At 57.7% G+C, this 20,249-nt stretch carries 13 protein-coding genes and 1 pseudogene; 8 read left to right on the top strand and 6 right to left on the bottom strand.

Going from position 1 to position 20,249, the window contains the following annotated elements; translation table 11 throughout:
* Window positions 1-21: 21 nt before the first annotated feature.
* Window positions 22-222: a LysR family transcriptional regulator gene (locus tag N2604_RS39735; protein WP_409241705.1), complete on the bottom strand. Its 201-nt coding sequence runs from the start codon at window positions 220-222 to the stop codon at window positions 22-24.
* Window positions 223-841: 619 nt separating this feature from the next.
* Here N2604_RS39735 and N2604_RS11005 point away from each other — a divergent pair.
* From N2604_RS11005 to N2604_RS10990, 4 genes are all read left to right on the top strand, one after another.
* Complete coding sequence (locus N2604_RS11005; RefSeq protein ID WP_260374718.1) at window positions 842-2,431, top strand: GMC family oxidoreductase; 1,590 nt, start codon at window positions 842-844, stop codon at window positions 2,429-2,431.
* Window positions 2,432-2,609: 178 nt separating this feature from the next.
* Entirely contained in the window at window positions 2,610-3,125 is a 516-nt protein-coding gene (locus N2604_RS11000; protein WP_260374717.1) for a Dps family protein, read from the top strand.
* A gap of 405 nt (window positions 3,126-3,530) precedes the next feature.
* Window positions 3,531-4,946, top strand: a complete 1,416-nt coding sequence (gene gorA / locus N2604_RS10995) for a glutathione-disulfide reductase (RefSeq protein WP_260376207.1) — start codon at window positions 3,531-3,533, stop codon at window positions 4,944-4,946.
* Window positions 4,947-5,492: 546 nt separating this feature from the next.
* Window positions 5,493-5,894, top strand: a complete 402-nt coding sequence (locus tag N2604_RS10990; RefSeq protein WP_128935428.1) for a hypothetical protein — start codon at window positions 5,493-5,495, stop codon at window positions 5,892-5,894.
* Window positions 5,895-7,014: 1,120 nt separating this feature from the next.
* Here N2604_RS10990 and N2604_RS10985 read toward each other — a convergent pair.
* Complete coding sequence (locus N2604_RS10985) at window positions 7,015-7,755, bottom strand: Crp/Fnr family transcriptional regulator (protein WP_260374716.1); 741 nt, start codon at window positions 7,753-7,755, stop codon at window positions 7,015-7,017.
* A 1,417-nt stretch (window positions 7,756-9,172) separates the two neighbouring features.
* On the opposite strand from N2604_RS10985, the gene N2604_RS10980 reads away from it, so the two are divergent.
* Complete coding sequence (locus N2604_RS10980) at window positions 9,173-9,991, top strand: YiiX/YebB-like N1pC/P60 family cysteine hydrolase (RefSeq protein WP_260374715.1); 819 nt, start codon at window positions 9,173-9,175, stop codon at window positions 9,989-9,991.
* Window positions 9,992-10,419: 428 nt separating this feature from the next.
* Window positions 10,420-11,307, top strand: coding sequence for a LysR family transcriptional regulator (locus N2604_RS10975; RefSeq protein WP_128935431.1), 888 nt, complete (start codon window positions 10,420-10,422; stop codon window positions 11,305-11,307).
* 406 nt (window positions 11,308-11,713) lie between these two features.
* Here the strand turns inward: N2604_RS10975 and N2604_RS10970 are convergent, their stop codons facing one another.
* Complete coding sequence (locus N2604_RS10970) at window positions 11,714-12,127, bottom strand: cupin domain-containing protein (protein WP_128935432.1); 414 nt, start codon at window positions 12,125-12,127, stop codon at window positions 11,714-11,716.
* Window positions 12,128-12,660: 533 nt separating this feature from the next.
* Window positions 12,661-12,939, bottom strand: a complete 279-nt coding sequence (locus N2604_RS10965) for a hypothetical protein (protein ID WP_260374714.1) — start codon at window positions 12,937-12,939, stop codon at window positions 12,661-12,663.
* Between the two features lie 146 nt (window positions 12,940-13,085).
* Between N2604_RS10965 and N2604_RS10960 the strand changes: the two genes are divergently transcribed.
* Both N2604_RS10960 and N2604_RS39730 read left to right on the top strand, forming a co-directional pair.
* Complete coding sequence (locus N2604_RS10960) at window positions 13,086-13,724, top strand: NYN domain-containing protein (protein WP_260374713.1); 639 nt, start codon at window positions 13,086-13,088, stop codon at window positions 13,722-13,724.
* A gap of 51 nt (window positions 13,725-13,775) precedes the next feature.
* Window positions 13,776-14,081 (top strand): annotated as a pseudogene (locus tag N2604_RS39730) (hypothetical protein).
* 162 nt (window positions 14,082-14,243) lie between these two features.
* Here the strand turns inward: N2604_RS39730 and N2604_RS10950 are convergent.
* Both N2604_RS10950 and N2604_RS10945 read right to left on the bottom strand, forming a co-directional pair.
* Window positions 14,244-14,387 (bottom strand): hypothetical protein, encoded by a 144-nt coding sequence (locus N2604_RS10950; RefSeq protein WP_164940669.1) that lies wholly within the window; start codon window positions 14,385-14,387, stop codon window positions 14,244-14,246.
* A gap of 127 nt (window positions 14,388-14,514) precedes the next feature.
* Window positions 14,515-20,037: a trifunctional serine/threonine-protein kinase/ATP-binding protein/sensor histidine kinase gene (locus N2604_RS10945; RefSeq protein WP_260374712.1), complete on the bottom strand. Its 5,523-nt coding sequence runs from the start codon at window positions 20,035-20,037 to the stop codon at window positions 14,515-14,517.
* Window positions 20,038-20,249: the final 212 nt, after the last annotated feature.

Genomic DNA, 20,249 nt, shown 5'->3' with positions numbered 1-20,249 from the left:
AGGATCGCGCCTCTACACGCATTAAGTAGATTGCTCCAGCGTCGGCCAGCGTGATCGCCCGGGTGTTCGGCTAAAGAGAATCGCCCCGACTTCGACCTCCAAGGCGGCAATAAGGCGTGATGCGGAGGGCTGAGAGAAATCGACTTCACGACCTGCCCCCGAAAAGCTCCCCACGCGAGCTGCGCGAGCGAACAGCTTCAGCGCTGTAAGGTGGTCGTTCATCTGTGAACGCAGTTCGGTACCCACCTCTTCTTGATGAGATCGCGGGTCCTCGAGTTAGTGAATGCTCCGTTCAGCGCCAAAGCAGTGAGCGGGAGTTTCTCGCTCAAAAGTGTGCTCGTCTCCAAGTGATCTTCGAATGCGTCGGCGTCAAGATGACCGATCTGTCTAAGACTTCGTTAGATCGTGCGAATGCGGGGAGGTATTCACGCGCATCATGATGTCCAACGTGTCACGCGCTCCTCGCCAGTATCGTGCACCATCTGTGAACATCTCTCGGGGCTGACCGCACGAACTCGCAGCTTCAGTCGAGCATGCCGCGACGCCATTCAAGGCGGGTTTGCCAACTGAAGGCGGCTTATAACTCGCTGCAGAATAGAAGCGTCGGTCTTGCGTCCGATAAGGTTCGCATCTTTCCTGGCTGCGGCATCATGCATGCGGCGCGCTACAATAACGATCGTCTATCGACTTCATGGCGAGAGGTGATTTCCCTCGCCCACAATGCAAGGTCACTGTCGGACTCGCAAGGTCCCATCAATCTCAGGATCAGGCACTACGATGGCGCGCCGCCGGCTAGGGGCGTTGAACGATACAGATTGGCGCAGAGAGAGAGAAGACGCTGATGTCTCAAGAAGCCTTCGATATCGTCGTTGTTGGTGCAGGGGCGGCCGGATGTGTGGTCGCGAGTTATCTTGCCGAACGCACCGATGTTTCGATCGCGCTGATCGAAGCAGGCGACACGGACCGCGATCCTTTCATCCATATTCCTGCCGGCTTTGCCAAAATATTGGCCCAAGATCGGCATGTCTGGAAATACGAGACAGTGCCCCAGCACGGCACCAAGCGAGCATATCGCTCAGGCAAGGTGCTCGGCGGTGGTTCCTCGATCAACGCGATGGCCTATGTCCGAGGCCAGAAGCGCGACTTCGCCGCCTGGCAGGCCGCGGTCGGCGATACCGGCAAATGGTCGTACGAAGACCTGCTTCCCGTCTTCATGGCGCAGGAACGCAACGACACGTTCCACGATGAATATCACGGCATCAATGGTGGTCTGTCGATCCAGCAGCCCAAGGGCATCAACGAGCTGAACCAATACTGCCTCAAAGCCTTCCAGGAATATGGGCTTCCCTATAACCCCGACTACAACGGCGAGAGCCAGATCGGCGTCTCTCCGGTGCAATCAACGGTCGGACACCAGCGGCGGTGCAGCGCAGTCGACGCTTATCTCCGTCGGCACCTCGCTTCGGGCCGCGTCACTCTTCTGACCGGCAAGACCGTTGTTCGCGTCCTCGTCGAGAACAATCGGGTCGTCGGCGTCGAGCTCATGGATGACGAGATGATCATGGCCGGCGAGGTTGTGCTGTCGGCCGGTTCGGTCCATAGCCCGAAGATCCTCATGCACTCGGGCATCGGGCCACCGGAGCAGCTTCGCCAGCACGGCGTCGCCATTATCGTCGATTCTCCGGAGGTGGGCGAAAATCTCCAGGACCATGCGATCGTGCCGGTCCGCGCCTATGTAAAGGGCGATCTGGGTTACCAAGCGGCCGCACATGGCCTCGGCAGCGTGAAGGCGGGCCTGCGCTATTTCGTCACCAAGGATGGCCCGGCGGCGGGCAATGGCATCGAGACGGTTTCCCACTGGAATCCGTCGGACTTTACTGCCGAACCTACGATCCAATGCTACCACGTGCCCATCGTCGCAACTGGCGGCGTCAGCCCGACGGGAGACCGTTCCGGCATCACTTTCGAACTCGTGGTGCTTCAGCCCAAGAGCCGTGGCTGGGTGCGGTTGGCCGATAGCCACCCGACGTCGATGCCCCTCATCAATCCGAACTTCATGGGCGAGGAGGAAGACCTGAGGGCCGCAGTGGAATCGGTACGCGCGATCCGCGAGGTTATGGCGCAGGAGGCGTTGGCGCCGGTGATCGAGGAGGAGATCGATCCCGGCCCGCACATCCAATCCGATGCAGAGATCGGCGAATGGGTGAAGGGTGCAGTGACGACGATGTTTCACCCGGTTGGCACGTGCCGGATGGGGCAGGATGCGCGAGCAGTGGTTGACGCGAGGCTCAGGGTCCGAGGGGTCGACGGCCTCCGGGTAATCGACGCCTCGATCATGCCGAACATCACTAGCGGCAATACCAACGCCCCAACCCAGGCACTCGCGCGCCATGCCGCGGCGATGCTGGTCGAGGATCTCAAACAGTCTTGAGGAGCTCCGGCGCAGGCCGACGTAGGCAGACGTAGATAGTCATTGGGGCGGAACCGACCACATCGGGCCAACGTCAAAGCGCCGTCTGGAACTGGGCAGTCTCTACTCGCGAAGCTTTCTTATTCAGAGCCACCCCCGACGAACAACAACACAGCAGCACCTTGAAGGAGAGACCACAATGAGTTTAGAGGAAACGAGAAAGCTCCGTGAGGCACCACTCCACACTCCGAGCAATCTCGGCTCCAATGCTACCACAGATATTTCCGCCGCCCTCTCCGTGCTTCTGGCAGATGTGTTCGCGCTTTACGTCAAGACCAAGAACTTCCATTGGCACATTTCAGGTCCGCACTTCAGTGACTACCACCTTCTTCTTGATGAGCAGGCGACGCAGATTTTCGCGATGACGGACGACATCGCAGAACGCGCCCGCAAGATCGGGGGCACAACAATTCGCTCGATCGGCCACATCGCCAGAGTGAAACATATCAAGGACAATGACGCCGATTTCGTCACACCTGACGGCATGCTAGCCGAGCTGAAAGAAGACAACCTCGCGCTCAGCCAGCGCCTGCGGCAGACACGTAATATCTGCGACGAACATGGCGATGCAGCTTCAGCTAGCCTGATCGAGAACTGGATTGACGAGGCGGAACGTCGTACATGGTTCCTGTTCGAGGTGACTAGAAGGGCTTGAGAGCAACGCCAGCTCGCGAAATTCGGGTGACCGGATCGGCTGGACAAAGCAGAAGCCCTGTGGCCACACACGTTAGCCGTCGGACCGCGCTTGCCGGGCCTCTGTCTGCCCAATCGGGTGGCGTAAGATCTGCTCGACGCCGATACTGAATCCAAAAAGCGACGCCGCGAGTCCGAAGTAACAGCGCGTGCGGTAGAACTCAGGCCATTCGGCTCCAGAGTAGCTGCCCGTCTGACAGGACATTTGCTAACGCGCGTGCATCAGCGCACGCATCTCGACCGGCCTCACAGAATGAACTGGATACCTGACTTGAGTAATACAAATGGATTGCAGGGTCCACGAGACGGGTCGAGGCCGGCGGCCGACGCTTCAAAGCCTCCCCACGACCCGGAGTTCGACGTCGACCTGTTCGTCATCGGCGGCGGTTCAGGAGGCGTACGGGCCGCGCGCGTTGCAGCCGCGTATGGCGCGAAGGTGATGCTCGCCGAGGAGTACCGGCTGGGAGGGACGTGCGTTATCCGCGGCTGCGTGCCGAAGAAGCTGTTTGTCTACGCGGGCCGCTTCCGCGGCACATTCGACGAGGCTACAGAATTCGGTTGGCACTTACCGGTTCCTCGCTTCGACTGGCCGTCGCTCGTGGCGGCGAAGGACCGCGAGATTGCGCGTCTGGAAGGGCTGTATGGCGCCGGCCAAGAACGTGCAGGCGTCGAGGTCGTGAGGTCTCGCGCTGTGCTCGACGACGCGCATACGGTGCGCCTCCTCCAGGACGGCCGTCGCGTGCGGGCGCGCACGATTTTGATCGCAACAGGCGCACGCCCCGCACTGCCTCCCTTCGAGGGCATTGAGCTCGGTATCACCTCGGATGACGTCTTCGACATGAAGACATTCCCTAGGAAGCTTGTAATTGGGGGCGCCGGATACATTGCAATGGAGTTCGCCGGTCTGTTCGCCGCGTTGGGAAGCGACGTCACCGTCGTCTGCCGCGGAAGCAATGTCCTCCGCGGCTTTGACGAGGATGTGCGCCAAGCGATGGCCGGGTCCTACACGAATCGTGGCATTAAGCTGATGTTTTGCGACAGCATCTGCCGCCTCAAGAGACGTGACGGGAACGTCGGCGGTGGCGACGACGCAGGAAGGATTGACGTTACGACCGAACAGGGCGGGAGGCTGGTGGCCGACCAGGTACTGCTCGCCTTCGGGCGCGCTCCGAACACGAGTTCGCTCGGACTCGATCGCGCCGGGGTCAAGACTGCGGCGGAGGGCGGAATCATCGTAGACGCTAACTCGCGCACGAACATCGGCAATATTTACGCTGTGGGCGATGTGTCGAACCAATTCAACTTAACGCCCGTCGCTATCCGCGAAGGCCAAGCGTTCGCCGACACGGTGTTCGGCAAAAAGCCTTCGCAGGTCGACTACTCCAATATACCAACCGCGGTCTTCTCCAGCCCGGAGATCGGCACTGTTGGTCTGACGGAGCTGGAAGCCAGAGCTCAGTACCTCGCAGTCGACGTCTACAAGGTCCGCTTCCGCCCATTGAAGGCGGCCGTAACAGGGGATTGCGAGGGCTCTCTTCTGAAGGTCATCGTGGATACCGAGTCTGACCGGATCCTCGGGATCCATATCTTCGCTCACGAAGCCAGCGAGTTGATCCAGGTGCTCGCGATCGCCATAGGCAGCGGAGCAACAATGAAAGACTTCATGTCGGTCATGGCGGTGCATCCAACAGTTGGCGAGGAGATCGTCGGAATGCGTACGCCGACCGTGCGTTACGATCGGCGCGACGCCGCCGCACCACTCGTCTCAAGCGCCTCTGTTTGATTCAGCCGCAGCTGGCTCGGAAGGACGGAGCGCCCCAGGAAGTTGAGCTTCCTAAATGTTAAAAGCTTAGAGCGACCGCGAAACAATCGATAAGGTCGGGCCGCCTCCATAGCGTCGAGAGCGCTGCGGGTTTGTGCCGCTTGCCTAAACCAGCCACTCGTCGAGCCGGCTCGCTTGCTTACGTGCGAACATCTGAAATCTCCAATCCAGGTTCATAATTCCCTTTTATTCGACCCGACACTCGATCCTATCAAGGTAGTCCGCGAAGGAACGGATAAGCGCATCAGCTGGTACTTTCGCACGAGCAAGGGCGAGCAAGACCAGTCGCCATTTCGCTGGCCCATGGCGAGGCGCGAGTGGAATGGAAACGATAACGATCCGTCATTTCTAATGTTTGGCGTTCCGGCATACCTTTCGGTGCGTCTAACCGGACTCGCGACCGTTGTGCACAGTGTCCGCTGCCGTGGGGAGGCCCCATCGTCCTCTTGGATGGGGGCAATCTCCTCGTCGCAAGGGCCGGCCCCAGCAATCGCGCAGGAGTCACCGATGTCATTTCGCTTCATCACCAAGTCTTTCCACGCCTATCTGATAGACTATCCCGTCGCGTTCGTCCTAATCGCGGCGCCGTTCGTGCTGAAGCTGGGCCAGAGCGGGCCGTTCGCAATGTGGCTTTCGGTTGTTGTCGGTGTCGCCGCGCTGCTCTTGGCCGCCATGACCGACCATCCCACCGGGTTGGTCCGCATCATTCCTTATTGGCTGCACCTTTGGGTCGATCGTGCAGTCGGCGTTGTATTTGCTATCGTGCCGTTTGCCTTAAAATTCGCTCAGCTAGATGCCCAGTACTACTGGCTCCTCGCCGCCGCTATCCTGCTCACGACTTCAGTTTTTAACGCGCCTGAGGAGCCAGTTGTGACGCCTTCGGGATTGTCTCGGCGGCACAGCAGTTGAACTCCCCATCAAAGTCGAGGGGTGATAGCGGCATCTCCGTCGCAATGGGTCGGTACCTCGAAAATACAGGATCCGCCCCAGATCGTTTTGTGGCAACGTTTAAGAGGAGCTACCTCACCGGAGGTCAATGACGCGGCCGGAGCTTGTCGTAGCGCATCTGGAGTTGCTGACGAGCGATGGCGCACTTCTGAAGACCAAAGGCTCTCGTGGGGGTCCTAGATGGAGCAGCACGCAACGCTATCCCTCCGCTCATCCGTTTGCGGCGGGTGCCCGGATCTCGGTCAATAAAGCGTTCAACGAGCCTCCATGATTTCACTTGAATTGCCGCGCGACTGTGGCGCGCGACATGCTGCACAGGTCTGCGAGATTGGTTACTATGCGCTGGCCGACAGATGTCGGTTAATCCGTTTCGAATTATTGAGCCTTCTTCTGAGCGCAGCTTCGCTGGCAGCCTTCAGCTGTAGACTTTAGAAGCATTCCACGACCGGTTCATCGAGATGTTGCTTCGCGGGTGCACCACGCAGTTGGGAGACACGCGCAAGCTGCCCTGATTAGACACATTAGATCGACTTCTGTTTTGACTTCGGACCGATCATGGGTCCCATAGCTGCGCTAAGTCCGGCCTGGGTGATCCGAAATCTCCTCCACCCACTCAGAACTATCCATCTGTGATCGCCGGCAAACCCAATTCCGCGCTCAGATTCGCAATCATTGAGACCTGCCTCTGTGAGCCACGACTGTGCCATAGCGTCTGCGATATCGATATCCGGTCCGCACCCATGGTCGATGAGAACCCGCATCACACGCAAAGCTTCTTGTTCTTCCATTCCTGTGCTCCTAATTCCCGTGCGGTCAGGTACCGCCGGGTCGTGCCTGCCTTGCCACTTCGGACGGCGTAGTCCTGCATAAGGGGACACAAATGTGCCTCTCGTCTACCAGCCCTGCCGAATGTTGGAGATACTGAAGATGACTAACTCGTCTCGTCTCCGCATGCGAAGTGAAGACGGGTCCTCGAGGCCAATCGTGACGGATTCGCTTGAACGAGCAGATCGAAGAGCCGAGGGAGCCAACTGCAACAAACCTTGGCAACCAGCCATTTTTGGAGTGGCATCGCAGATAATTACCGGTTCCCATGCACCAACGATTCGCTGTTCGGAGTCCCAATATTCAGCAGTTGTCGCTGGTTCTCGCGCTCGATCAAGCTCCAGCAATGGCAGGAGATCTGCGCCAGCCGAAAAGCGTCGCGGACGACGAGGCAGCCACGCATCATTTCGATAAGCCCATCCTCCCTGAGTTGAAGAAGGCAGTCCGTAATGCCTGCACGACGTACTCCGAGAAGCTGAGCAAGCACTTGGTGCGTGAGAGGGATCTCGTCAGATCCCAGGGCATTGCGCGCGATCAGGAGCCATCGCGCAAGGCGCTGCTGTAGTTGATGGGACGTATTACATGCCCCTGATTGAGCGGTCTGAATAAGCACGGAAGCGATATAGGCATGCACCACGCTGCGGAAAGTCGGCAGACGAGCAATCGCCTCCTGAAAGCGATCCACCGTGAGTCGATTAGCCGCGCCGGCCACCTGCACAATTCGACGGTGCATTGGCTGCGTTTTTGCCGTCAACGCGAAATGTATTCCCGCAAGCCCTTCTGAACCGATCAGCCACACCTCAACGAACTCTTGTGGCCCCACCTTGGCACCGACCGACACAAGACCACTCTCAATGAAATAGACGTGTTGCATGCGAACGCCGTAGCGATGAAGAACTTGCCGCTTCGTAAGCGGCACCTCTTCCGAGAGCGACAGAACGCGCTTGAGTTCGTCAGGTGGGAGCAGACGTAGTAATCTGTTGCGCACTTCGTACATCAGATTCAACGTCCTAATACTTTCTGAGCAACCGAGCTATCCGACTGTACGTTTTCGTACCAAAAAAATGAGACGGAAAGCGACGTAACGCGCTCGCCGGTCAGCTCGGATCTAATGACGGGCCGGGGACTTGGATCGTGCCGCTACCAGACCTGAGTGTGCGAGGATGGTGCACGACAAGTCGACTGTAGCAGCTGCGTCATGACCAAGATGGTCTAGGTCAATGCAGCGGCACGCGCAACGTCGATTGGTCCACGGCGGCAACGGAGTCTCTGCAGTTGGCGCCAGTTGAGTTCCTGGCTATCGCACCTGCGGATTGCGGCGGCAATAACGATCGTTTATCGACTCTATAGCGGGACGTGATTTCCCTCAGCAGCGCTAGAAGGTCATTCTCGTCGGTGGTGGACAGTCAGTATCAACACGAATAGGGGGCCGCCGTGAAGATTCAAGTGGGAAGCGTGGCAATTGCTGTTCCTCTCGCACTGCTGCAGACCCTCGCTAAATCGTCTGCTGCACCGGTTAATACCAGTTCGACCAAGGTGGCGATACCGGCCGTGACAACGGACCAGCGCTATTGGGCGCAGCGGGGTCATCCCGATGCTTCCTACTGAGGCTATCTCGCCGACAGTTCGAGTTGGGGCAATCCAACGTATGATTCATATCATGGAGCAGACCGCTACCGATATTACACGTCAAACTTCCCGCACCACGCCTCAGCGCTTTTGCGACGGCGTCCTGGACCGATACGCCGACGTGTCCGCCGTATGGATAAACTTCCCCTGCGTTCTCCTGAGGAGAGATGCTGAAATGAACAAGGCCGCAGAACCCCAGCCGGCCAATCGACGGGATGTCGCATGGGCAATTTAGCGAACTGGCTTTATCTAATCGGGTCGCTGTGCTTTGTTCTTGGTACAGTGATCAACATGCTTCCGGTTTGAGGAAGGCGAACGTCTGTTTGAACGGTTTTAACCTTCCGCGGTCATGCGCACTGGTTCTTGAGCCATTCTCAACGGAGCCAGGCGATTCTGCCTGCCAATTGTTATCCACTGAAGCGACATGACCCTTGCACGTAGGTGAAACGACGCGAAGGTCAAAACTCGAAATTAGCCCCAGTGCAAAGTCGATAGAGGCGTCGAGCGCCCTCATTGGTCAACTCGCTCCACCCCGCGATCTCGCACGTGCGCCCGATGAAGAGCAGCGTTGATAGCAGCCGCCGGACCAAGTGCGGCTTTCCCAACACTGGGAACGGCCCGGGTGGTCAAATCGTATCCTTTGGTATGGTCGTTTCAGACAAATGCATTGCGCAGATGGACCTCAGTGCAATGGTCCGGTCCGTCTTTCCTGAATAGGCTTGGCTAAGAGGGAACAGTCGTCCGAAACTGCCATACGGGAACGGCCAAAAAGAAAGGAAAGAGTGATGGGCTGGATGTTCGACAACGTCGAACGTTTGATCGCCCGGCTGCAGAAGCGGGCCAATCGGTGTGAGCCCCTCACCTCGGACGATGCAACGACCGCCCTACGCCACACTCTTCAACCCGGTGACGTCCTGCTGGTCGAGGGCAAAGGTCGTATTTCCAGCAGCATCAAATATATCACTCAGTCGACATGGTCGCATTCGGCGTTGTACGTCGGACCGATATCGGGCGCCACAAATGGCGGCGAGCCGCACGTCCTGATTGAAGCCAATATCGACGAAGGGGTCGTGTCCGCGCCTCTGTCGAAGTATTTGCATTGCCAAACCCGCATATGCCGGCCAGTCGGCCTGAGCGATGCGGACCGCGAACAGGTCTGCCGCTACGCATTCGAACGGATAGGTCTCGGCTACGATTTCAAAAACGTCATCGACCTCATGCGCTATCTATTCCCTTGTCCATTCACGCAACGTTGGCGTCGACGAACCATCGCGCTCGGCTCCGGCGATTCGCGTCGGATCATCTGTTCGTCTCTGATTGCGCAGGCATTCGACGCGGTGCGTTACCCGATCCTGCCCAACATCACGCACATGGAGAACAATTCCGGGCGGTGCGAGATCGCCGAGATCCGTCATTCGTCTCTATATGCGCCGCGCGACTTCGATCTATCGCCCTACTTCATGGTGGTGAAGCCCACTCTACCCGCCGGCTTCAACTATAAAAACATGCGCTGGGCAGATCTCCAAGTTGACGCCGCACAGGCCACACTTGCGCCCGAGATAGAACGCGGGATCGCGGCAATGGTACAGCCCGACATTCCGTAAGGTGAGGGCCAGACTATTAACTTCCGAATCGGTGGTGCTGTTGTCATTAGTCTCGTGCTCTTTCAATAGGCTTGAACTCCGACCACCACTCATCGGCAAATTCTTCGCTGCTCTCAAAGGTTCAAAGCAAGCAGCGACCGGTTCGGAATAGCGCGCCATGACCAGCGGCTACTGACGCGTCGGCAGCTCTTGACCCCGCGCCCGGAGAGAGCTGGGGTCTTTTCCGCTCCAAGGATTGGGGCGGCTTCAGCCGGTTCGCCCACCGCACGCCGTACGTTTCGGCCAACCAAGCCCTGATCGCCCGCGTCGGGCTATACACCGGGAGGCATGAAGCTCACCGCCTTGTGAGGCTCGCCACTCATTCGGTTTTCGCATAAGTTGGATCCGGGACTAAGCTCGAACATGACCAATCTCTGCGCAAAGACGAAATGACTGATCGCCTCCTTGCTCTAAAACTCTTCGTCCGTGTCGCACATACCGGTAGCTTCTCGCGGGCCGGCAAGGATCTCGGACTTTCGCAACCTTCGGCGTCCCGACACATCGCGTCGCTCGAACGCGAGGTAGGCGCGGCCCTCTTCGCGAGATCGACAAGGGCCGTTGTGCTCACCGAAGCCGGGGCGGACTACCTCGCGAAGGTCGAGCCTGCGCTTGCCATTCTGGAAGAAGCGACCCAAGCCATCCACGGCAAGGGCGTACTTCGCGGCGTGCTCCGGATAGGGTTGTCGCCTAGCATGGCGATCCGGGAGGTCATACCGCGACTTCCCGCCTTCATTTCGAAGCACCCTGCGCTGCGGATCGATTTGGCGATGGACGATGGTCGCCAAGACCTTATCAGGAGCGCGATCGACGTCGCGATCCGGTCCGGAAAGTTGGAGGATTCCTCCGCGACTCTAAGACGGGTCGGGTCAAATCCTCTGCTCATCGCCGCTTCGCCGGCCTACCTGAAACGGGCTGGCTACCCGAAAACGCCGAACGATCTGTCCGGACATCCCGTGTTGATTGGTGTCCCGGGCTCGAATGGCATCTGTTGCTTCGAGAAGAACGGAAGAACCGTTTCCATAAAGGTGGAAGCTCCTCTGTCGGGGAACATCAACGAAGCGGCCGTGGCTGGCGGCGTCGCCGGAATCGGGATCGTGGCCTGCAGTCTCTGGGGCTGTCGCGCCGAACTCAAGTCGGGTGCGTTAGTGCAGATCCTCAAGGATTGGAACATGGGCGCCGCCGACGTAAACGCCATATTCCCGGCCGGACGCGGAGCGAAACTCGCGGCGCGCGCGTTCGTTGAACATTTTGCGAAGAGCCTCAAAACCAATCCGTGAGTCCCGCTGTGCGTCGGCCTGTCGTCGTTCGCATAACGTGAAATCGTGGAATGCGCCCAGCATCCGACGAGAGCACGTGGCGCATGCGTTTTTCACTGTGACTCCTTCAAAAGCCACCTAAATGCGTTGCGCAGCTCAGCGGCGCCGTTTGCGTCGTGCCAACGGGCGTGCGCGAAGATAATGCGCTCGGGCTCCCAGGACAGCATCGTCTGGACCTCCACCTTCAGTGCATGCCGGCGTGCCACGTGAAATTAGCCGCAGATCACGCGACACGCCGCTGTACGGCGGTGCGATACCGCCGATCGGCGAGCGCGTGCAATCAATCATCTGGCGCGGTCGGGAGCGGCCGGCGTCCGGGCCCGCGCAGGCGCTCGATCGCGAACGCCGCGCGTCCCGGTCCACGCCACTAGGGGAACGCCAGGCCGAAAGCGGCCGGATCCGGCTTCTCGCCGTCCCGGGGGACCAAGAAGCGCTCCAGCCCACCCGGCACGAAGCTGACCAGCAGGATCGCCTGATCGCCGACCACCTCGACCGTATGCGGCACATCGCGGGGAAGAGCCGCGTAGGCGCCCGGCCCCACCTCGACGCGGGCATCGCCGACCCGCGCGATTAGCTTCCCCTGCACCACGTAGAGCAGCTCGTCCTCGCGCGTGTGGGTGTGCAGCGGCGGCTCCTCTCCGGCCCGCAGCGTCCACAGGACAGTGCCATATTCGCCTCCGGACTGGCTGCTCTCCACTTTCAGCTCGATGCTCGAACCCGCACTGAACTTCACCGTCTTGCCGCCCCCGGGCGGCGTGAGAACCGGCTGCTTTACTGGCATTTATAGCCTCCTGATTGTGGACCTTCTTCGAGTCGGAGTGGCGGCGTGAGCAATGGCGCGCCTCTGCGAACAAGTTTGAGGGTGTCGCCGCCGCCGGATAAAGGGAAATGCCCTGTGATTATCTATCCGATAACCATTTATCATCGATCTCAATTCAGATGTGATCGCATCGCGGCGGTTTTGCCTGCTGCGGCTCCTGTTGCCACCTCGCGCATCTTCAATCAGAGTTCTGTCCATCACGCTCAGATTCTCCCGCGACCTGTCCATGCACTTGACGAAAGGCGCGGAGAAAGCTGCTGCAGCTCCCATAATCGACGGCGCGATCTACTTAACTGAAAATATTGTCACGGCGAGCATGTCGGCCGCACGCTTCATCCATTTGACGGAGCGCGGACTGCCAATCATCCGCCCCCACCACTCCCCGAAACCATACAGATAGCGCTGGTGAGTTCGTTGTTTACCCAGTGGTTCAACTCACATCACCGCCGCAGCGGTAATTCCGGCCTGGGTGATCCGAAACCTCTCCCACCCACTCAATGTATTCCGGCGAGCCCTTCCGAGCCGATCAACCACACCTCGACGAACTCTTGCGGCCCCACCTTCGCACCGACCGACACTGGGCTAGTCTCTATCAAATAGACTTGCTGCATGCGAACGCCGTAGCGATGAAGAACTTGGCGTTTTGCCAGCGGCACCTCCTTAGCTAGCAAAAGAACGCTCTTGAGTACATCAGGTGGAAGCAGACGCAGTAATCTGTTGCGGACCTCATACATCAGATTGGACGTCCCGATACCTTCCGAATAATCGGACATCCAAGTGTACGTTTTCGTACTAAAAAAGATGAGAGAGGTTTTCGCATTTGATTCACCGCCTGACGACAACTTTCTCCTGATGATGTTAGATCAACTGGCTCGGTGTTTCGTCCCATCAACCGCGTGCACCTTCCAGCCTCACATGAATGAACGCAGATCACATCTTAATAGCTTCCAGCTCCAGCAAGATCGCGGTGTTCATTGACGGTTCCAATCTTCACTCAACCGCAAAAGCGCTTGGCTTCGATATCGACTACAAGTGCCTGCTTAAGGAATTCGAAAGCTGGGGGACGCTTGTGCGCGTGTGCTATTACACCGCGATCATTGAGAGCCAGGAATACTCGTCGGTGCGCCCGCTGCTCGACTGGCTGAACTACAACGGATTTACCGTGGTGACGACGGCCACGAAGGAATTCGTAGACGCGAGCGGCCGTCGCAAGGTCAAAAGCAACATCGACCTTGAAATTGCGGTTGACGCGATGGAGCTCGCAGATCGCATCGACGAAATGGTGTTATGCTCGGGAAACGGTGACTTTCGTTCGCTGGTAGAGGCGGTGCAGCGTCACGGCGTCCGTGTTACCGTCGTATCCAGCCTCGCTACTCAAACGTCAATGATCGCCGATGAGTTGCGACGGCAGACCGACGTCTTTTGCGATATAAGGGAACTGCGGTCAAGGATCGGGCGCGATCGTTCCGAACGAGCGCCATCTCGTAGTACGCGGGATCAAGCGCCACGGTTGATGCAGCGCGCGATCGCGCGGTCGAGTGATGATGACGAGGAATAGCGAACGCGCGGAATCGGGTGAAGTACAGAGAAGATCTGTTTCGGACCATCCATGGCTGGAGAAAAAGAACAACAAGGCCGACGGGTCATTTTCGAGTACCCGCTACCGGTAAACATGATGGCTATCGACGGCACCTGGCGCCGCAGGTAGCCTTAAAGATGTTTCACAGCGCGATGCGAGACTCCAAATTCAACGTCGATTGAAGGCCTCACACTGAGTGAATTCTTTCTTCTGCTTTCGTCTACCGGGCTCGCCTATCGGCGATGTCAACTCGTCCGTGTGAACGGCGAAGAGCTGGAGGTCAGCTTCATACGGAACAAGAACAAGACGAAGGGGAGAAGGGACCTTCCGACCTGAAAAGACAATGTCGCGAGCACCCGCAGGGAACGGCGCGCGCAACACGCACGCGAAGAGCGGAGCATCCCTCGCGGGCGAGCACGACATACCAAGGGAGAGCCAAAAAGGGCGAGCGGCGCTCGGCAACAGACGGTCGCAATCCCGGTGAGCTCGAGCACCTCGCTAGATCCACCCGATCATCGACAGTGGGAGCGCCCCGCGCGATCCCACATTGCGCTGGGCAGCAAAGCCGATCATCTCGCGCAGCAGCTCCGCATCAGGGATCTTCTCCACGAGCGTGCGGGGGTTCATCATCTCATCGGTCATCGGTTCCTCGAATCAGGTTTGTGTCAGCAACCTGACCCTACCGGCGAACTGCCGGTGACCACCGCAAAGCCACCCCCCGCTAGGCTCCATGGGAGGGCGCGCGTGCGGACGGCTTTGCTCTACCGAGCTACACCATCAACGGGGACACGCCCTTCTTCGTGGGTATGGAAGCTTCAAAAGTTACGCCTCGTCGCGCATTAGTGAATGCGCGCAACATTCCCCCGTGCGCTTCCACGATTGAACGGCAAATTGACAGACCCATTCCCATGCCCGATGTTTTTGTCGTGTAGAACGGCTCAAAGATCCGCTCAATGTCCGCTTGGGTGACACCGGGGCCCGTATCGCTCACAGCAACGGTAACACTTTCATCGTCGCGCCGACTGGTACTAATGACCAAATCCCTCGGACCGTCATAATTTTCGCTCATCGCCTCGATTGCATTGAATACGAGGTTTAGCACGACCTGTTGCAGTTGAACCTGATCTCCTTCAACGAGGGGTAGCGTCTCGCAGAGTTGCGTCTGCATAATAACGCCCTTGCGACTCGCTTCCGCCCGAGAAAGGGCGACGACATCGTGAATTGCCGTATTAATATCAAGTGTCTCCTTTTGCTGCGGTGCTTTTTTGACCAGACTGCGAATGCGATCAAGGACATCGTTCGCCCGAATTCCGCCCTGTCGGATACGGGAGAATACCTGACGTGCCTCGTCGACTTTCGGATCGGCGCCACCCAAAAAGCGCTGCCCCGCGTCCGCAAGTGTGATAGTCGCGGCGAGAGGCTGCTTCACCTCGTGACTGATCATCGCCAGGAGTTGCCCCATGGTCGTCAGCCGGTTTGCATGGGCAAGCGCCGATTGCACTTCCCGGTATCGCGACTCGCTTTCGCTGGCTTCAGCTTCAGCGCGCTTTTGCTCAGTCAGGTCCAGCACGAAGGCAACACCTTCGTCCATACTCCCTTCGAAGTTGGCGATGCCCAGCAATACCGGGACACGGCGGCCGTCTTTGCGAAAAAGCTCCTTCTCGAATGGAGGTAACGTTCCGTCGCGTTTCAGCTTGGAATCCCAAATCTGCTCGTCACGTTCGGCCCAATCCGGAGGAGTCAGATCTGTCCACCGCACTTCGCCGAACTGAAAGTCATCGCGGTCGCATCCGACGATCTGAAGAAATGCGTCATTGGCTTCAGTGATGGTGCCTTGGCTTCCGTAAATGAAAATTCCGATGATATTGGCGTCCACGAGACGCCGGATCCTGCTTTCGCGTTCGAACAAATCGCGGTACAGCCGGGCGTTCTCCAGCGTGATCGCCGCCTGCGATGCAAGCAGCTTGAGCACGGGAATCCGGCTAAATGCGAAGATTCCCGGGCCCAGGTGATTTTCGAGGTATATGGCTCCGATCAGATTGGCTTGGTTGACCAGCGGAAGGCACAACACCGAGAGTGCTTGGTGCGCGTTAATATAAGGGTCGGCGGAAAACGAAACGTCCGACACAGCATCGTCGAGTAAAACATTGCGCCTTGTGCGCGCAACGTAGTTGAGAACCGATTCGGGCAAGGTCGTATCGTTTATGGGCTCATCACAGAGCCTCACCGTGATCGAGTCGCTCGAGGTGACGGCTTCGGCCTGGACATTTAAACCCGTCTTTCGCCAAAGCATCAGCAGACCACGTGCAGCACCGGTATGCTCCATCGCCATTCGCATGATCGTGTCGATCAATTTCTCGAAGTCCATTTCGACTGACAGCGCTTTTGACATCTTAAGCACAGTGCCGAGATCCAGACTTTCGACAGTCGCGCCGAAAGTAGTGTCGAGTGAGGTGATGGTTTCGTGTGCAACTAGATGCGGATGCGACTCCTCGAGCTGCCGGACCTTGATGTTGGCACCCCAACGAAGGTAGCAGCAGCGGGCGTTGCGCAGATAGGCGTGTGAGACAATCTCCACGCCGCGGTCAGTGTAAAAGCGCGCAGCGAGTTCGCTGGCAAGGCCCTCGTTGTGCGGAAAGCCGTTCAACTGCGCGGCGCGAATCGCTTTTTCGAAAAGGCGTTCCGCGTCGAGGTCTCGTCCCTCGAGGCGCGCTATCTCCGCACCGACGAGCGCGGCCCGATCCTCGAAGTTTTCCGGTCCATTCCGGGCCCAGATCTCGAGCTGATGATGATGAGCAGCAATTGTTTCGCACAGCTGCTGCCGTTCTTCGATCGGCTTACCGGTCAGGGACGCGCAGAGCGCAAGCGCCGCATAAAAATGAAAGTCCGCTTCCTCGAGAAAAAGCGGGGATGTCCATAGCAGCGTGCGTGCTTTTGATAGCGCATTGATCGCGGCCGTATAATCCCCGATCAGATAACGCAGCTGCAATTTGCGAATCCAGTACCAGCACTGAGCGATAGCCAAGGCAGGGCTGTTCGAAAGGTATTGCTCGACCTGGTGCTCGTCCATGTGCTCATAGCCGAGGGAAGCAGGTTGTTTACCTGACCTGCGTAACGCCTTGATCAATGCAAGTTGAGTCGCGATGATGTGTTCAACCAGCCCAAAGCGGGCGTTTCGCACGAAATGGAGTCCCCACTCGGCTTCGCGCTCGGCATGGTCCAATGGGTCGCCGGCAAAGAGAAGATGCGAATTCAGGTTGTTCCGAGCGTACGAGGCATACAGCAGGTCTCCAATATTGTTTGCATCCGTGAAACCGCGGTGGATCAAGGCATTACTCGACCGAACGTGCTCGATCCAGCGGAGGCCGGTGAACACAAACACCAAAATCGTCGACGCACGGAATCGCCTGTTTTCCTGCCGTTCGATGAGGTCGAATCCCAATTGACCAAGCCGGAAGCCCGCGTCGTAATGGCCGTAACGTGGACCGGCAACGCGCGCGAACATTACATAGGCAAAACACGACGTATCGCTATTGCCATGCGCGAGACTGATGCTTATTGCCCTGCAGACTGCTAGTGACGCGAGGTTCAGGTCCGTGAACATGGCAGGCGTCTGCGCCTTGATTAATACTTCCATGACAGCCAGCGATGTTGGATCCTCCATGGATGGGGCTCTGAGGATCTCATCAATAGGCCGGCCGTTCAGAATATGCAGGATCTGGTCGTACTCCCGGCGCACCTCCTCGTCTGCAGGATGGGCAGACCAGTGAATGCCTTCGTGCGCCAGGAAGTCCAGCGCGATAGCAATCGCACAATCGCTCTGGCCATTTGCGGTGCAAATATCCATCCTCAGGCAGGTGACGGCGGCGCGCTCTTTTGTACCGACGGCAAGGATGTTCAACCTCTCGAGGCGCGCGTCCGCGGCCAGTAGTTCACCCGTCAGAAATTCGCATTCTGCACGCTCGAATTCGAGTGCGTATATCAAATCGCGTAGACGAAGCTGACTATTCTCCTCCAATAGAGCGGCCCCCACGATGAGGTATTTAAGTGCAGAAGTGTGAGCTGACGATGCTTTGGCACGCCGGGCGGCGATCAGATTAAGGTTAGCCAGTCGCTCGCGTTCCTCGCCCGTCACGATATGACTGGCCCGATTGAGTTGCCCGACTATGTCGAAGATCGCTTTCTCGAGATGCGCCGCGGGAGTATGTGCAACGAGAAGTCTTCCTATTTGCAGGTGCTTCTGTGCGCGTGTTTGCTCGGGTATGAGCGAGTACGCGGCCTCCTGTATCCGATCGTGGACGAACTGGTACTTATCCGGCAAGCGTTCTATAAGTTCCAACTGGCATGCTTCCCATAGATCCGCATCCACATCTTTTTCAGTTGACTGTCGAATTCTGGAAATGACCAGAACATCTCCCGTGTTGCCCAGACATGCAAGCTCCTGTAGCGCCTCCTTGCACGAGTCCGGAAGACGCTTGATTTTATCGGCCAGCAGTTCAATGACGTTCTCCGTGTGCCGCGACGCCTGAATCTTTTCGACATCCCAATGCCAACATCCCGAAGCGCGATCGGGAACAATAGCGTTGCGATCGACCAGAGCATTCAAGAACTGACCCACGAAGAATGGATTACCATTGGTCTTCGTATGCACTAGGCGCGCAAGCGATGCGGCGCGTTCGAGACCGCAGTGCAGCGCATCCGCTATTAACTGCGCTAGATGATGGTGCTCAAGGGCATCGACACGAATCTCAGTGACTGCGGTTCCTGCATCGCTCATTGATTTCAGCGTCCGTGAAAGCGGATGAAGCGCGTCGACCTCATTTTCGCGGAAGGCACCGATTAAAAGCATATGACGCGGGTCTAGCCGCGTTGTCATATCCTCAATGAGGTCCAGCGTTGCAGCATCGAGCCATTGCAGATCGTCGAGAAAAAGCACTAGCGGATGTTCCGGTCTAGCAAACACCGCGACGAACCGACGAAATACAAGCTGAAAGCGACCTTTTTCCTGTTGAGGAGGGAGTTCTGGTACTACCGGTTGCTCACCGATAATGTGCTCGAGTTCAGGCACGAGATCGGTAATGAGCCTGCCGTTTGGTCCGATTGATTCCAGAAAAGCGTTGCGCCATCCTCGTAACTCGTTCTCGGTTTTCCCGAGCAATTGGCGTACAAGCCCCTGGAAGGCCTGTGCCAATGTCGAGTACGGAATGTCTCGCCTCCGCTCGTCGAACTTTCCTGATGCAAATAGCGCGTGCGTTGACATCAGGACCTTACGTAGTTCTCCAACAATCGCAGACTTGCCGATACCGGAGCCCCCGGATACCAATACCAGCTCGGGAGTGCCGCTCCGGACGACGCGATCAAAAGCCGTCGTAAGCGTTCCGATTTGCTCCTCTCTGCCATATAACTTCTCAGGGATGAGCAGACGGTCTGATAAATCTAGCTCTGCTAGCGGAAACGGAACAACCTGGTAATTCGTTTCAAATTCCACAAGACAGCGCCGCAGGTCATGTTCGAGACCGACTGCCGTCTGGTATCGATGCTCCGCGGGTTTCGCGAGCAGCTTCATGATGACATTCGAAACTTGGGCCGGAATGTCAGCTAGTCCCTGTTCTGGAGGTGCTGGCGTTCGCGCTATATGGCAATGAATCCACTCGCCAGGTTCTGACGCGGTAAATGGGAGCGTGCCCGTTAGCATGCGATAGAGGATCACACCGAGCGAGTACAAGTCGCTGCGCGCATCAACGGAACGATTCATGCGGCCAGTTTGTTCCGGCGCCATGTAGGCAAGAGTGCCCGCGACATATTCGGGCAGTTCGGACATACGCCGCATGCGCGGTAGCTGTGTCGCGATTCCGAATCCGGTCAGCCGGACATGCTCCTCGCCGAGCCCAATGAAAATATGCACGGGCTTCAGGTCTCTATGGACGAGCCCCTGTTGATGAACACAAGCGAGCGCCTCAGTCAACTTGATGGCGAGCCGCAAGAAGCGGCCAAGCTCAAATGGTGTCCCGAGCAGAGCCTCGAGAGGTTCCTCGTCATTGTCCTCGAGGAGCAATGCAACGCGCCCACTTCGATTGACGAGCGAGAGAGGGCAAAGCGCCCATGCGCCGTGAAGCCGATCTTTTAATTCATATTCATGAGAGAGACGGGCCAGGCTGTCAGCGGATGGGATCGCAGCCAAGTTGCTGACGGTGAAAACCCTCGTTTGCTCGCCATTACTGTTTGTCCGCCATTCTCGACAGAATATGCGTTCGCCGTCTCTCCATAGGACATCTATTCCGTTGTTTCTCACTGTCGATCTCGTTCATTCAAGAGATTAACTCATTATAGGTCCGAGGCCATTCGGAGGCGTTGCCGTAGAGGCCAAGCCAGAGCTGCACCCTGTAGGAGACGGCCAGGACGCCGGCAAAGCGCACCGCAAGTCCGAGGATCGATCCCGCAAACACCAGCTCGGCCAGAAAACAATGGGCCCAAAGATCGTCATGTGAGGCCGCACGACATCCT

Source organism: Bradyrhizobium sp. CB1015, assembly GCF_025200925.1.
Lineage (GTDB): Bacteria > Pseudomonadota > Alphaproteobacteria > Rhizobiales > Xanthobacteraceae > Bradyrhizobium.
This window is presented reverse-complemented; position numbering and strand designations above follow the sequence as displayed.